The organism is Caballeronia sordidicola, assembly GCF_000729995.1.
Lineage (GTDB): Bacteria > Pseudomonadota > Gammaproteobacteria > Burkholderiales > Burkholderiaceae > Caballeronia > Caballeronia sordidicola_A.
The window spans coordinates 366,950-380,578 of sequence record NZ_JNFG01000214.1 but is presented as its reverse complement, the minus strand read 5'-3'; the positions used below and the strand labels follow the sequence as shown (position 1 = coordinate 380,578).

Annotated in this window: 14 protein-coding genes and 1 pseudogene; 4 read left to right on the top strand and 11 right to left on the bottom strand. The window is 55.7% G+C overall.

Annotation, left to right across the window (positions count from 1 at the left end; all coding sequences use genetic code 11):
• The first annotated feature begins 3 nt into the window (after positions 1-3).
• The gene (locus FH08_RS0146410) at positions 4-888 is read left to right on the top strand and encodes a LysR family transcriptional regulator (RefSeq protein WP_031364896.1); all 885 of its coding nucleotides are present in this window, start codon (positions 4-6) and stop codon (positions 886-888) included.
• 33 nt (positions 889-921) lie between these two features.
• On the opposite strand, the gene FH08_RS0146405 is transcribed toward FH08_RS0146410, so the two are convergent.
• Both FH08_RS0146405 and FH08_RS0146400 read right to left on the bottom strand, forming a co-directional pair.
• Positions 922-1,167 (bottom strand): hypothetical protein, encoded by a 246-nt coding sequence (locus tag FH08_RS0146405; RefSeq protein ID WP_031364895.1) that lies wholly within the window; start codon positions 1,165-1,167, stop codon positions 922-924.
• 202 nt (positions 1,168-1,369) lie between these two features.
• Positions 1,370-2,626 carry an MFS transporter gene (locus FH08_RS0146400; RefSeq protein ID WP_031364894.1) on the bottom strand — a complete coding sequence of 419 codons (1,257 nt, stop codon included), beginning with the start codon at positions 2,624-2,626 and terminating at the stop codon, positions 1,370-1,372.
• A 584-nt stretch (positions 2,627-3,210) separates the two neighbouring features.
• On the opposite strand from FH08_RS0146400, the gene FH08_RS0146395 reads away from it, so the two are divergent.
• Positions 3,211-3,441 (top strand): hypothetical protein, encoded by a 231-nt coding sequence (locus FH08_RS0146395; protein ID WP_031364893.1) that lies wholly within the window; start codon positions 3,211-3,213, stop codon positions 3,439-3,441.
• Positions 3,442-4,165: 724 nt separating this feature from the next.
• A pseudogene (locus FH08_RS54610) lies at positions 4,166-4,321 on the top strand (CoA transferase); the annotation flags it as partial.
• A 342-nt stretch (positions 4,322-4,663) separates the two neighbouring features.
• Here the strand turns inward: FH08_RS54610 and FH08_RS54605 are convergent.
• From FH08_RS54605 to FH08_RS0146375, 4 genes are all read right to left on the bottom strand, one after another.
• Positions 4,664-4,819 carry a transposase gene (locus tag FH08_RS54605; RefSeq protein ID WP_081889849.1) on the bottom strand — a complete coding sequence of 52 codons (156 nt, stop codon included), beginning with the start codon at positions 4,817-4,819 and terminating at the stop codon, positions 4,664-4,666.
• Positions 4,767-5,099: a transposase gene (locus FH08_RS51135; RefSeq protein ID WP_075583470.1), complete on the bottom strand. Its 333-nt coding sequence runs from the start codon at positions 5,097-5,099 to the stop codon at positions 4,767-4,769. The genes FH08_RS54605 and FH08_RS51135 overlap by 53 nt, the downstream gene beginning before the upstream one ends.
• Position 5,100: 1 nt before the next feature.
• Positions 5,101-5,556, bottom strand: coding sequence for a helix-turn-helix domain-containing protein (locus FH08_RS0146380; RefSeq protein WP_031364891.1), 456 nt, complete (start codon positions 5,554-5,556; stop codon positions 5,101-5,103).
• A 260-nt stretch (positions 5,557-5,816) separates the two neighbouring features.
• Positions 5,817-7,553 carry a sigma-54 interaction domain-containing protein gene (locus FH08_RS0146375; protein ID WP_235210727.1) on the bottom strand — a complete coding sequence of 579 codons (1,737 nt, stop codon included), beginning with the start codon at positions 7,551-7,553 and terminating at the stop codon, positions 5,817-5,819.
• Between the two features lie 404 nt (positions 7,554-7,957).
• On the opposite strand from FH08_RS0146375, the gene FH08_RS0146370 reads away from it, so the two are divergent.
• Entirely contained in the window at positions 7,958-9,091 is a 1,134-nt protein-coding gene (locus FH08_RS0146370) for a branched-chain amino acid ABC transporter substrate-binding protein (protein WP_031364889.1), read from the top strand.
• 104 nt (positions 9,092-9,195) lie between these two features.
• On the opposite strand, the gene FH08_RS0146365 is transcribed toward FH08_RS0146370, so the two are convergent.
• The 5 genes from FH08_RS0146365 to FH08_RS0146345 all read right to left on the bottom strand — a co-directional run bounded on the left by FH08_RS0146365 (position 9,196) and on the right by FH08_RS0146345 (position 13,628).
• Entirely contained in the window at positions 9,196-9,963 is a 768-nt protein-coding gene (locus tag FH08_RS0146365; RefSeq protein WP_031364888.1) for an enoyl-CoA hydratase/isomerase family protein, read from the bottom strand.
• Complete coding sequence (locus tag FH08_RS0146360) at positions 9,960-10,388, bottom strand: thioesterase family protein (RefSeq protein ID WP_031364887.1); 429 nt, start codon at positions 10,386-10,388, stop codon at positions 9,960-9,962. The genes FH08_RS0146365 and FH08_RS0146360 overlap by 4 nt, the downstream gene beginning before the upstream one ends.
• A 37-nt stretch (positions 10,389-10,425) precedes the next feature.
• The gene (locus FH08_RS0146355) at positions 10,426-11,220 is read right to left on the bottom strand and encodes an enoyl-CoA hydratase-related protein (RefSeq protein ID WP_031364886.1); all 795 of its coding nucleotides are present in this window, start codon (positions 11,218-11,220) and stop codon (positions 10,426-10,428) included.
• Positions 11,217-12,740 (bottom strand): acetyl-CoA acetyltransferase, encoded by a 1,524-nt coding sequence (locus tag FH08_RS0146350; protein ID WP_031364885.1) that lies wholly within the window; start codon positions 12,738-12,740, stop codon positions 11,217-11,219. The genes FH08_RS0146355 and FH08_RS0146350 overlap by 4 nt, the downstream gene beginning before the upstream one ends.
• A 123-nt stretch (positions 12,741-12,863) precedes the next feature.
• Positions 12,864-13,628 (bottom strand): enoyl-CoA hydratase/isomerase family protein, encoded by a 765-nt coding sequence (locus FH08_RS0146345; protein WP_031364884.1) that lies wholly within the window; start codon positions 13,626-13,628, stop codon positions 12,864-12,866.
• Position 13,629 lies beyond the last annotated feature (1 nt).

Sequence of the window (13,629 nt, the reverse complement as noted above, 5' to 3'; positions counted from 1 at the left end):
TATATGAGCATTCTTGAGGACATGCACCTTTTCGTCGAAGTTTCCAACGCCCGAAGTTTCACTCGCGCGGCCGCGGTGCTCGACATGCCTGTTTCAACACTCTCCAAACGGATCAAAAGATTGGAAGAGGCGGTCGGCGTGCGTTTGTTCAGCCGAAGCACAAGAATAGTCGAACTGACAGAGCTCGGCGCAACCTATTACGACACGTGTCGCCGCATCGTTGGGGACGCGCAGTCGGCACATGAGGCCCTCGCCGGCCTCGCCGCGGCGCCGACAGGTTTGCTACGAGTCGCCTTGCCTGTGGACTTTTCGACTGCATTCCTCGACGTGCCGATTGTCCGCTTCATCAAGCGCTATCCAAACGTTCACCTGCACCTAGACCTGACGTCGCGCCGGGTGGATCCCATTGCGGAATCCTTCGATGTGGTGATCAGGATTGGCCATCCTGCCGACAGCGGCTTCATTGCGCACCACCTCGCTGAACTCACCCAACACTTCTACGCTAACGCGGACATTGCCTCGGAACTTTCGAGTTCGAGCACACCGCTTGATCTTGATCCGACCCGTTGCATCGGGTTAGCAGGCAACACGATAGAGACCTGGAACGCCTCTAACGGCGTCGAGGATGTCGCATTGACTCCTGCAGGCCCAATCAGCGCCAACAACGTGGGTCTTTTGCGGCGGCTCGTAGAGAAAGGTGCCGGTGTGTCGGTCTTCGCCGAACCAATGGTTCGCACTGCAATAGCGAGCGGTGCATTGGTCCGGATTCTTCCTGCATGGCAGATCGATCCTACGCCCGTCTATGCCTTCACTCAAAGCCGGATGTTGCCGGCAAAAATCCGTCTGTTCGTTCGCACGCTAGCTGACGCGCTGCGCGACGGTATCTAACGCTCGGGCCGTACGACTCCAGACGCACCACGATTACTGTGGAACCCATGCGCAACCGTAATAGTCAGCCGCTTGCGCCTTCGGAACCCACGCGCAACCATAGTTATCCTCATGCTTGCCGACTAAGCGATCAGAACGCGTGCCGGAATCGTGCGAAGACGACACCATCCCGCCGTGATCGCCCTCACCTGTATGGTTCGCGCTCTCTTGGGCGTTCACAACAACGCTTGCATTCAACACAGCCACAAATACACACGCTCTTGCAAGGAATTTCGCCATTGCCATTCTCCTTAGCGGGGCATCACCACGACGCCCTCGACAAACCCATTCTAGCGAGGAGGATCGTGCGGATTGTTGCTGTGGAGAAAAACGGTTTTGACCGACATATTCGCTAAATAGTCGCGAGCACAAGCACTTGGCGTATTGAACCCAAGAGTGAGGTCCACAAACTAGCGGACCCACATACCGATCGTGTTCGAGATTACTCAAATTTTCTAAATCGCGGCATCATCGCGCACAATGCACAAACGAGGAGCAGAGCTATGGTGGCGCCGATCAACGGCCATGCATAACTTTTGAACCGGTCGAAACCAATCCCGAAAGCGACCGGACCTATCGCGGATCCAATCATAAATGAGGCAAACACCCAGCCGAAAATTTCCCCAAAATGCTTCAACCCAAAATAGCGGCTGACGAGATATCCCAGCAAATCGGACTCCGCCCCTGCGCCGAACCCAAGCAGCGCTGCACACACGTACACAGCCTCAGGCGAAGGCAGCAGCAATAGACCTACGCAGCCCGCACAAGACAGCATGAAAATGCCGATCGCGGCCAATGGTGCAAACACACGATCGAACACGTAACCGGCGGCGACGCGCCCAACAACGGCAAACGTAGCAAGCACCGTCGTCGCCAGCGCAGCGGATGGCAACGTCAAGCCGCGATCCATCAACATAGGGACAAGGTGAGTCTGTGCACCGTTGATCGCAACCGCCATAAGAAACGCAGCAACCCCAATCAACCAAAGCGTCTTACTGCGGGCCGCCTGCGACGTGTTGATTCCCGCAACGAAGTCGTCCACTCTCGCCGATTCCTGACTCCCGTGCGCGACAGGCGCCTCGCGCAACAGAAACATGCCGAGTGGGATGCCCAAGACAATGGGTATTGTGCCGAGGCCATAGTACCCTGCAGACCACCCGAACCGTTGTGTCAGCAGAGCGGCAAACGGCGCTGCAATTGCTCCCCCGAGAGCGACGCCTGCCATGCTGATTCCCAAAGCCAGCCCTCGCGAGCGATCGAACCACCCGGAGATAACTCTTAAATAAACGACGGTATTCGAACCAGCACTAAAAACCCCGATCAATAGGAAATCAAAATAAAATCCAGACAGTCCCCATTTACGAATAAACAACGGGAGTGCCATCACGGCAAGCCCGTAAGCCAGCAGCGATCCGACCAGGATCGGCCGAAGCCTGAATCGGTCAATCAGCGCACCAGTAACCGGCGTGGCCAGGCCTAACGCGAGGGCGCATATCGAGAGAGATACAGTTACCTGCGCTCGATCCCAACCCAATGCAACGCCTAATGCCCGGATGAACACGCCGCTTGTCATCAGCACAATCGGCGTACTACAAACGCCTGCGCCAACGGTGGCCACGATGACCATCAACCACGCTCGAACTTGAGTCGCATCCCTGAGAACATCTCCCTCGATTTGGGCATCAAAGATATCTTCCATTCAACATCTCCTTCGTATCGCGTTATGACAGGTCAAAAACTGGCCTCGCCGATTGGCCGCTCGTCGATAGAGGACGATCACATGGTGCGCTAGTGTCCCTGCCTCGGTCATCGAAACGTAAGGCCTAAAGAAATAACCAACGAATGATTTGTGTCGGTTGCATGCATTACTTCTGCGCACGGCACCGAGCAACCGAAGTACGGAGCGAAGGTAAGCACACTCGCGAACGCAAAGGAGTTGTTCCGATGAGCTAAGACGATTCGAGAACTCATCATGTCGCTGGCACTCCTGCGGCTGTCCGCCGCCCTTCGCCACCTCTAACGCATCAATATTTACGGGTCATCACGAGACGAATTTTCAGTTGTAGCGAGAAAATTGGACTCCTATCTTCAGTATCGAGCAACGGCCCACGGCCCCCGAGTCTCCATAGTGTCAGCGAGCCGGAGACCACATGAAAATTGATGACAGAGGGAGCTGAAAGGCATTGGCGACTTCTAAATATATCGTCCCCCGATTCCCATCGACGTTCGGAGCCTGGGCAGCGAGGTTGTCCGAACACGTCGCTATGGTCTAAAGATAAATAGATGAAGTATCGACTGTTTTGCATCGCACTACTGTCCATCTTTGCAGCATATACATCAGCTCAGTCCAACATCGCCCTGTACGGAGTCTTAGATGAAGCGGTCGTGTACCAAACAATGCTGGTGGCACTCATACTGTTCAAACCATCGATGGTGACCATTGGAATGCGGCGTTTGGAATCAAGCTTAACTGGCTTGGTGGAAAAGGGAACGTCAACAGGCTGCATCAACTGAAACGAGATTGAAGGAGAAGCCGGTGGAGGAGACTGAAAGGTGCTTGCGGTTTATGGTGGAAAAATGGCTTGTGTTGACTTCCGCAATGGCGGTTCGGGTAACACGAGGAAGTCGTGCCCACCCCCGCCGGATACGCTATGTATGCGTCGAAGCATCGGTATCGACACACACATTTGCTATCTATTTCTTCCGTCGAGGCGACGGTACCTAATGCGTGTTCCCTCCTGAGGCCGAGGGCCCGGCGATGGGTATATGTTGACGCGTGACGTGACTAGCATATCTGCAGGCGTCACCCAACATCGGTTGCGTCTACGGCCGAGAAGGAGTTTGCTATGTTTGACAATTCGAACCAGCTACCTCGCGAGTACGAGCGAGATCTTGAAGTGTGGACATGTGCCTGGTACGACGCAGCCGTCGCAAGGGACTTTATTCGATCGCCGTACCATCCCGACGCTGCGATCGTGAAACGTCTTCAAGGCTACTTCCACCACAATCTAACGCCCGCCGAAGCCGCTGAAGCGTGCTTCGCGCGAAAGCACTGACAGAGTGTTACCTTGCTTATTTTCGTTCGTGCAGGAGCACTGTGTGATCGCGGTAGGGGCGATGGTTACCCATCGCCTCACGCACATACATGTTCGCGATGCCGTCAGCAAACTCGAACTTCCGTACTCGGTAGGCATCCAGTCCAGCACCCGGATGGGCGGGCGATCATCAAGCTGATCGCAACAAGCACAGCCTCGGTCTTGGTCTCAAAGACCCGGGTGGGTGCATGGCATTCGAACGCCTGACTGCGCAAGCGGACGTCCTTGTTCACAATCCGGCTGCGGCGAAGCGGTTCGGACTAGACTGGACTCGATTGCGGAGATTAATCCGTCTCTAGTCCTTTGCGCCGCGCTTGGCTTCGCGTCGTATGGCGAGGTCCAGTTCAGCGCCCGGACACGGGCTTGACAGCAACTCTCACATCGATCTGGGCGAAACGCGCCGCTTCTACGCCTTTTATTCAAGCGCGCGCAAATTGGTTCGTGCTGTCGCGCAGAGCGGCTACCTTCAGCACGCTCCTTGAGGGCTGGCCGGGATTCTTCAAAAATCCGCCACATCTTCAAATAAGTGCTCAGGCGAAATTGATTTGAAATTTGGTGCCATAGTCGCTGAGCGGAGCGCGTACTTCATCGTCGATGGTTTCCTTCGTCCAGGTGACGAAGTTACGCCAATGATATTTGGCCTACTTCCAGACAATCTCAATGAGGTTGAGTTCGGGACTGTATGGCGGTAGATAGAACAGTTGCATGCGATGCTCGCGTAGCCAGCGCTCATGCACTTCAGGATCAATGGCATGACGGATCGAAGTTGTCGAGTACCACCACGCTCGGACGTTCATCGCCTTGCTGTGCGATCTGCTCGAGGAACTCGATGACAGTGCCGTCTTTGATCGACGAGATCGTGACATGGTGAGTCAACGCGTTCGTGCCGAAGTCGAGAGCGCCAAGCACCAAGCGCCTGCAATGCAAGCGTGGTTCGACACGATGAGGCAGGCCGCGCGGTGACCACGCTCTTTGCACCGGAGGTGACGCGGCAAAGCCCGCTTCATCAAAATAGACCAGGCGTACTGCGTTGGCGCGAGCGGCGCATTGCAGTTTGTCCAGGGTGGCTGATTTCATCTCAAAGTCTTCCTGATTGCGCTTTTTTTAGCGAGAAGCTGTTGCGCTTAAAGGAGAAGCCTTCCCGCCGAAGCGCGACCGACAAGGTTTCCAGCGCGCACGGCATCGGCTCTCCATACACGACTTCGATGCGCTTCGCGATTTGTCCGAGCGTCATGGACTCCGTGCGCGCAACCTCCGTCGCAGTGGCCAGCATGCCTTCGGACAACGCGCGGGGACGACCACCTTTGTGGCCCGTGAGCAAGCCGCAAACCCCTTGCTTACGCCACGTATGCGCCCAGTTGTAGGCCGATTGCCCGCTGACGCCAAGCTTGGAGGCAATCTCGGTCAGCTTGACCCTGCGTCCGAGCAACAGCACGCCTGCGGCCCGAGTGCGCACGCCCCGATGTTTGTGGTTCACGGACAACCGGTGCAACGTCTGATTCTCGGCTTCGGTCAGTTCTACGACACACTTCATCGGTAGCCCGGCGTAATGACAACGCCGAAAGTTAACAAAATTCAAACGCGCTTACCAGCAACACTTAAGCTACTGATTTTAACGATAAAATTTGACCGACCGCCCCCTAGTTTTTCGAGTCTGGCAGCGTAGAGCACGGTAACGATGTCACCTTCCACCCATTTTTTCTTGTGGGATAACGGCCGCACCTATGAAAAATATCCCCTCGTCGGAGGCACCGGACAGTGAATTCCAATTTCTTGTGCAAGGTAAGATGCCTCTTAAATCGGACGCTCGAGGACAATCCGATACCGTTTTATTTTCGCGTAGAGGGCCGGTTTTGAAATGCCCAGCAGCGACGCACAGCGAGTAACATTAAATCTGCAAGCTTCCAGCGCCTGTCTGACGGCGGTCCCCTCCTGATCTCGAAGGGGCCGAACATCAACTTGCACCTTTCGAGCACTGCCAACCACGACATTGCCGGGCTCCAGATGCGCCTGCTCAACCCCTGCGTCGAGCCAATTCCTCAGTGAATCTACTTCCACTGCTTCAGACAGATTCACAATGCGCTCAATCGTATTTTCAAGCTCGCGAATGTTCCCAGGCCACGAATATGCCAGCGCATCAGCAATCGCACTCCTGGTCAGTCTACAGGCCGGCTTATTAAGCAATCTTGCATACTTGGCGAGGAAATAGTCAGCGAGGACCGGTATATCGCTAGTGCGCTCACGTAGTGCTGGGATCTGGATTCCAAGTACGTTGCATCGGTAAAAGAGATCGCTTCGAAACTCGTTGCGAGCAACCATCGTTCGTAATTCACGATTGCTCGCGCAAATAATACGAACATCAATGGGGATACCGGCGGTGTCACCGATTCGAACGATCTCTCGCTCTTGAATCACCCGCAAAAGTTTAGCTTGCGCGTTCATCGGGAGCTCAGAAATTTCATCCAAAAAGATCGTTCCGCCGTTAGCCGATTCGAATTTCCCCGGTCGTCCTTCGCGTGCAGCGCCCGTGAAGCTACCAGGCAAATAACCAAAAAGTTCACTTTCAACCAGGTCGCGCGGTAGCGCCGAACAGTTCACGGCAACGAAGGGCTGAGTGGCGCGCTTACTCGCATTGTGAATTGCTTGGGCAAACACTTCCTTGCCCACTCCGCTTTCGCCTTCAAGAAGGACATTCGCACTTCCTTTTGCCGCGCTTCGTGCGGCCTCGATAGCTGCAAGCAGCGCTTGGCTGCGTCCAACTAGACTCTCAAATGTGTATCTTGCGTGGCTGCCTGCGTAACGGCTCGCTACCTTGCGGACACGTTCGACCTCCCGGAATGTGTTCACAACGGACACGACTTCACCTGCGCCATTTTTAATGGGTATTGCCGTGTCGAAGATGTGCAAGTGCCGTTGCGGCGAATCGATGATCAATTCGCGGTCCGCGTAGCCAATGCCGGTAGTGAAAACGGGGTTGATCACCATGTCGAAGTCGAGCAGATCTCGCAACGGCCGTCCCACACTTTTTGCTGGAAGCCCAAGCATCCGGGTTGCTGCCGCGCTAGTGTACCGAATCGTCCCGTCTCGGTTCAGAACGAGCAGTCCGTCGCCGATGTGCTCAACAATGGCTCGTTGTTCCTCAATCAAACGACTTTGCTGTTGCGCGTCTGCCCACGCTCTGTACGCACCCGTGAGCGTTGCCGCCAACAGACTAACGAAGTCGCGTTTTGCTGCGCTTGGTGCCCCGCCGATGCTACCCGCCAAGATGTAGCCGAGGATGGTGTCTTCGACACGAACGGCGATGCCTAACGCAGAGCTTTGACGCTCCGCATGTAGGTCAAAATATAGCTCTGTCGGAATTCCGACAGAGCCAAGTGTCGCTTCAATAACAGTCGCATCGCCTTTCGCGATTCGCTCGCCGTTGGTCCCGGCATCGCGTCTGATCGTGGGTAGACCAGACGCAAAGATACTGCGTTTCGCCACCGAGGAGTCTGCAACCTGTCCCGAAGAATCTAACAAAAGTACGGACATCTGCTCGTGCTGTGTCGCGTACCGCTTCATTAATTTCCACGTCGACTGGCTTACCAACGAAGACAGCGGGCAGGATTCACCAGGGTCAACGGAAACCAAACGTGTCGCCGTTTGCCGGGCCCGGCGTGGTGGAGCGTTTGCCATAGAAATTCCGGGTGACATCGTCTTTAATGAAGCATGCACCGCCAAAATTACGCCGGCTAGAGATAGCAGAATATTCCATTTAGCGAAAATTTACTGTCCGATCGTTAAAAAATATTACGGCATAAATTCTAACGCTTTTGCCTCTGGCATCCTGAAGACTGTCGTACCGCCATATGCAGTGGGCGCCGCCATCAATTGGCACTGGCCTTGCCTTTCTTAAGTGTCGTACCTCGATACTCAACTTGGAAAGGACCGCCTTCATGAAAGCGCAACACCTGGCCCTCGTGGCCGCAATTGTGGTTGGCCCACTCTACATGTCTAGCGCGCGCGCGGACACTGTGGTGAAAATTGGCGTAGCTGGACCGCTTACCGGGAGCCTCGCTCAAAGCGGTAAGGACGACGAGCGCGGCGTTCAACTCGCGATCAACGAGTTGAACGCTCAAAAGATCTCGATCGGAGGAGAGCCGGTGTCGTTTCAAATCGACTCCCAGGACGACCAAGCAGATCCGAAGGTCGGTGTAACGGTCGCCCAACGCCTTGTGGACGATGGGGTTAAAGCAGTGATTGGGCACTACAACTCCGGAGTGACGATTCCCGCCGCCAAGATTTACAACGACGCGCACATCCCGATGATTACCGCTACGGCATCGAATCCCCAACTGACGAAGCTTGGGTTCTCGTACGTGTACCGACTCGGTGCGAACGACAACACGATGGGTGCACGCATGGCGGTCTTTGCTGCCTCAACGCTTCACGCGAAGCGCGTGGCCGTCATCGACGACCGTACGGCTTACGGCACGGGCGTAGCGGATGTATTTGTGGAAGCTGCGAAGAAAGCGGGCCTGGAAGTTGTTGGTCGCGAGTACACAAATGATAAGGCCACGGACTTCAAGGCGATCCTTTCGAACATCAAAGCTGAGAAGCCAGACGCGATTTTTTATGGTGGCTATTACACGCAGGCTGGATATCTGGGTCGTCAACTTCGATCCCTCGATGTGAACGCGCCACTCCTGGGAGGCGATGGCATCTGTGCGCCGGATGTCGCAAAGTTGTCCGATGGAGCATTGGACGGTAAGTTGTATTGCGCTCAGGGAGGTGTTCCGTTGAACTCGCTGCAGGGCGGCGATGCTTTCCGTGACAAATTCAAGAAGACTTTCAACGCAGACGTGGACGTGTATGCCCCTGCATGCTACACGGCCGCGCTCACGGTGGTTAAGGCTATGCAACAGGCGAATTCGACGGATCCGCTGAAATTCGCGCCGCTGCTGAAAAGCGAGAGCTTCGCGAGCATGCTCGGGCCTGTAAAATTCGATGCCACGGGCGAGTGGGTGAGTCCTGCTGTGACGGTCTACAAACTCACGGGCAACAACCTCGTGCCTCTAACTGCGAAGTAAGCATTGAGCTCGCGACCAGCCGGAAAGCGAGCTCTCTGCTCCGGACTCGTCCCGTTCGGGCACCGATTGGCGCCCGTCCTCCGATGTCGTAACCGAGGCCGCCACTACCGTTTGCGGCGACCGTCGGAGAATTGGCTAGCCCGCATCGCCGCATCCGGCCGTGAGAACGCCTCGATCGCCGCTTGAGATTCCAGAGCCATACTCCGCGTAAGTTGAATGCTCAGCTCGCGATTGACGAGCCGCTTCAATCGGCTAACAGAGAACTCCGACTGTTCTGCGATCGCACGCGCCAATCCCAACGCCGTCTCGATCAACTTCTCACCTGGCACGACACGATTCACCAGGCCAAGCTGCAAAAGCCGGTCAGCTGTCTGACGCTCACCTAATAACCACAGTTCCATTGCACGTTGATATCCGACGCTTTGGGTGAGAAGGTGCGATATTCCTCCGGTGACAAATTGACCCCACTTCGTCTCTGGGAAAAATGCGACGAGATCATCGGCGGCCACGATGAGGTCACAGTTAAGCATCCACTCGAATCCACCACCTACCGCATATCCATGGACTGCTCCAACGACGGGCTTGTCGCCAAACATCAAATCCGTTGTGATCTGCTGGATTCGCTCGATGTGCTCTACGATGTTTGAATGACTTGCCGATTGCCGCGTGAAGTCCTTTAGGTCATCACCGGCACAAAATGCTCGACCGTTTCCGGTCAGAACAAGCGCACGAAGGTCCGGATTATTCATGGCTTCCATCAGCACGTCGTGAAAAGAAGTGAGCAGCTCACCATTGATCGCATTCAGACTTTCGGGACGGTTCAATGTAACGATTCCCACCGCATGATCTCTTTCCAACGTAACAAGGTTCATTGTTCGCGCTCCCGGTTTCTATCCAGGAAGGCAGATCGTTGTGCGGCTCGATCCTCGATGGCTTCCCGATGAACGATCGCTCTTGCATGCGTTCCACCGCCAATTGCGCCGGAAGCGTCGCTCGCAGACACGTCGAACAAGAAAAGGCCACCTTCTTGTTTGATGAATGTTGCCGTTGCGCTGTACATCTGGCCAAGCGCTGTCGGTGCACGGTGATCGAATTTCGTTTTGACGCCCACTGAGAGCTGCTCGTCACCCAGTTCGTCTTTTAGCAATTCCGCGCAAGCGCGCTCCATCAATGACAGCATAGCGGGCGATGAGAGCACTTTTGGGTAATGTTCGTCAGCGACGTCTGCGTGAGACGATGCGAGATCCGTCTCCGTGACTCGCCGTGTAAGCGTCGCCGACTTGTTTTCCAATGGCATGTTGTTCCTCAGCACTGTTATCTATAGGTTGTGCGTTTCAACGACCGAGCCAGATTGGAGAACGCTTCTCCAGAAAGGCGCGTGGACCCTCTGCAAAATCCTCTGTCTTACTCAGGCGCGACCAGGCTTCATCGCTCATTCGAACGAGTTCGCTTTCGGTAAGGTCCGAGGTCCGGCGAGCGATAGCAAGACTTTCCCGCACGGGGATCGGCGCATTCCCGGCGATTCGGGTAGCCAGTTCAAGCGCTATGGTCACGGAATCGCCCGCAGGGGCAACCGAATTGACCAAGCCAAGACTAAATGCGCGTTGCGCGCCTATTGATTGACCCGTTGCGATCATCTCGAAAGCAATCGCGGGAGGAATCACGCGTGGGAGCCGAAAGGCACCTCCCGCTATCGCTACAAGTCCGACGCGCACCTCCGGAAGGCCGAACGTCGATCGCTCGTCGGCCACAATCATGTCACACGCTAAGGCCATTTCCAGTCCGCCGGCCAGGGCCGCTCCGTTGACGGCCGCAATCCACGGTTTAGTCCGCTTTGCGAAAACGAAACCAGCGAAGCCCGCATCATCCGTCCAAAGATCATCAAGCTGACCGCTCCCGACTGTGGTGAGATCGGCCCCTGCGCAAAAGGCCTTGTCGCCGGCGCCAGTGAGAACGATTACCCACACGTCGTCGGCGTTGAGCGCCTGAACAACATGCCCTAGCTCCGAAGTGATTGCAGGGTTGATCGCGTTTCGGACCTCGGGACGATTCAGTGTGACCACGGCGATATGATTCGGTAGCCTTTCCACTAACACCAAGTGAATGCTATCAGGTAGCTCGTCGCTCATCTTGCGAAGCTCCATTCGTAGAGTCCATCGGACGCACGTTGTATCTGGCCCAACTTTCCGATTGGCGACTCGTCTGGGGAGGTCAGTAAATCAAGCGCTGCTTGACTCTCCTTAGAGATCCGGGCAATAGCACGCTCACCGGACTGGACACGCACGATGACGATGCCATGCCGTACAGATTGATCGCGCTCGAAAAGTACCGTGTGCGTTTCGATTTTCGCGCTGTCACCGGCACCGATGTAAAGGCCTGGCGACGGCCCGCGCCGCGCGTCAGCGTCAGCCTGTACGCTGTGGTCCCCGCATAGTTCGAAATCGGGTGGCGACTTAGTGCCCAGAACGAGGGCATGATGTTTGGTCACAAACTCTCCTTGCCCGTACAAGAGCCCGGAATCGACGCTGCCGTCGCGCAAGCGCCTGACCATTTCGCAAGCAGCGTGCGTCATATAGTTGTTCAAGGGAGCGCCGAAGAAGGTCAGGCCTCCAGTCACCGAAGGCGCATGTTGGTCAGCAAAATGGAGCGCCTGTTGAACCATCTTGGGCACGCAAGGGAAGCAGCTATACAGTTCCATCGCCCCAATTTTCTGACCCGCGCTTTCGACAGCCCGCGTGCATTCGTTCAGCACAGCCTCCATTGCCGGTGAACGTACAAACTGATCTCGTAACAGGTAGTCGCGCGGGTCGACTGCCGACGCACCGGACCAAAAGAAAACCATACGTTTGGCTGGTACACCAAGTTGTCGAGCTCGCGCAAGGGAGGTGATCAGAACTGCCGCACCTTGATTTACCGTAGGATTGGCCATCATTAATTTCGGGTAGGGCCAAGCAATCATCCGGTTTGCGACGGATGTCGACGCAATCTCGTCAGCGCTTACTGGGCGGCGGATCCACGAGCAAGGGTTCTGTAGTGCGATCTCGGCATATTCAGACCACAGCTCAGCCGAGCGGCGGCGCCCTTCCGATGGTGTCTGTCCCAATGCGGCTTGCAATGCGTTTTCGAAGAATGGGTAGACGGTAGAAGGTTGCGCTACGCCTAACGCCACGGCATGCGGATGACTATGTCGCGCGAGCAGGTCATACCAGCTATTGTCAGCCGGTGGCCACGGCAGATTTACGCCGGTACGTTCGGCGTGGTAACGGGCATAGCTTGCTTCAGCCCCACAGATGATCGCGGTTTCACTTAGCCCTTCGGCAATTCGCATTGCTGCCTCGTGAAGCAGCCTGACAGGACTTTCACCACCGAGCGCTCCATGAATCGCTCGGCGGGGCGATATCGAAGACAGCACGGACACGCGAGACGGCAAGTCGTCATAGCGACAGGTGACCGAGTTGACTACATCCAAAGAGTCAACAAATGGTAGAAGAGTACTTCCGCCAGTGTCCCGGTCTGCTCGACGCAAAGCTTCGGCGATCAGCGCCGCTGGCTCCAGGGAATTTTCGAGATGGGCCGGACGATCCGCTATTTCGCCGACACCGACGATAACTGGCGTGCGTGCAGGATCGAGCGAATGGTTTAACGTCATTGAGGGACAGGATTTCGGCATTTCATAGGGGCAGCTCGTAGCTTCAATTTCGGCGCGACGAGCAATGGATCGGGCTGCAGGCGCCCAATGGAGGGAGCTTGCCCGTGTTAAGCATGCGAATAACTATTCTCGCGAACGGGAAATAAATTTGGCCACGCGCTCGCCCGCCTCGGGGCGCAGGAACGCTTCGATCGTGGCGCTTTCTTCGAGCTTTACCGCTCGCCACAAATCTTCGCCCAGGTCCCCGTGAATCGTCGCTTTTAGCCTGCGCACTGAAAATGCTGACTTTTCGGCGATCCGTTCCGCGATCTCAATCGCCCTATTCAGCATTTCGTTGACTGGCACAACCCAATTCACGATACCGAATTCACGCAGCCGATCCGCCGATTGACGCTCGCCCAGCACTAGTAGCTCGATGGCTCGTTGATAGCCAACCGTGATTGGCAGAAGGTGCGTAACGCCACCCGTGCAGAAATTTGCCCAATCCATTTCGGGGAAGAAAGCCGTGAGGTTATCCCCCGCGACAACCAAGTCACAATTCAAGATCCATTCAAAGCCACCACCCACCGCATACCCATGGATCGCCCCGACCACCAGCTTCCGGCCGCCGAGCAAGAGCTTGGTGATACGTTGAATTGCTTCGATATGCTCCCGGACACTCCCTTCGTTTTCAGCTTGTAGTTCAAACTCTTTGAGATCATCACCGGAACAAAATGCTCGACCGGCTCCGGTCAAGACAATCACTGATGTTGCTTCATCATCCTGCGCCGCTCGCAAAGCGGTCTCAAAAGCGGTGAGCAGCGCGCCACTGATCGCGTTAAGACGATCAGGGCGGTTCAACGTTACGACGGCAACGACGCCGCGTTTCTCGAAAGTTGCGAAGCTCATT

Excerpts from the sequence above, each read along its gene's own strand:
- FH08_RS0146395 (WP_031364893.1), top strand. The coding sequence starts at position 3,211 with ATGAAGTATCGACTGTTTTGCATCGCACTACTGTCCATCTTTGCAGCA.
- FH08_RS0146380 (WP_031364891.1), bottom strand. The coding sequence starts at position 5,556 with ATGAAGTGTGTCGTAGAACTGACCGAAGCCGAGAATCAGACGTTGCAC.
- FH08_RS0146345 (WP_031364884.1), bottom strand. The coding sequence starts at position 13,628 with ATGAGCTTCGCAACTTTCGAGAAACGCGGCGTCGTTGCCGTCGTAACG.
- FH08_RS0146405 (WP_031364895.1), bottom strand. The coding sequence starts at position 1,167 with ATGGCGAAATTCCTTGCAAGAGCGTGTGTATTTGTGGCTGTGTTGAAT.
- FH08_RS0146410 (WP_031364896.1), top strand. The coding sequence starts at position 4 with ATGAGCATTCTTGAGGACATGCACCTTTTCGTCGAAGTTTCCAACGCC.
- FH08_RS51135 (WP_075583470.1), bottom strand. The coding sequence starts at position 5,099 with ATGAAATCAGCCACCCTGGACAAACTGCAATGCGCCGCTCGCGCCAAC.
- FH08_RS54605 (WP_081889849.1), bottom strand. The coding sequence starts at position 4,819 with ATGAACGTCCGAGCGTGGTGGTACTCGACAACTTCGATCCGTCATGCC.
- FH08_RS0146365 (WP_031364888.1), bottom strand. The coding sequence starts at position 9,963 with ATGAACCTTGTTACGTTGGAAAGAGATCATGCGGTGGGAATCGTTACA.
- FH08_RS0146355 (WP_031364886.1), bottom strand. The coding sequence starts at position 11,220 with ATGAGCGACGAGCTACCTGATAGCATTCACTTGGTGTTAGTGGAAAGG.
- FH08_RS0146375 (WP_235210727.1), bottom strand. The coding sequence starts at position 7,553 with ATGTCCGTACTTTTGTTAGATTCTTCGGGACAGGTTGCAGACTCCTCG.
- FH08_RS0146370 (WP_031364889.1), top strand. The coding sequence starts at position 7,958 with ATGAAAGCGCAACACCTGGCCCTCGTGGCCGCAATTGTGGTTGGCCCA.
- FH08_RS0146400 (WP_031364894.1), bottom strand. The coding sequence starts at position 2,626 with ATGGAAGATATCTTTGATGCCCAAATCGAGGGAGATGTTCTCAGGGAT.
- FH08_RS0146350 (WP_031364885.1), bottom strand. The coding sequence starts at position 12,740 with ATGACGTTAAACCATTCGCTCGATCCTGCACGCACGCCAGTTATCGTC.
- FH08_RS0146360 (WP_031364887.1), bottom strand. The coding sequence starts at position 10,388 with ATGCCATTGGAAAACAAGTCGGCGACGCTTACACGGCGAGTCACGGAG.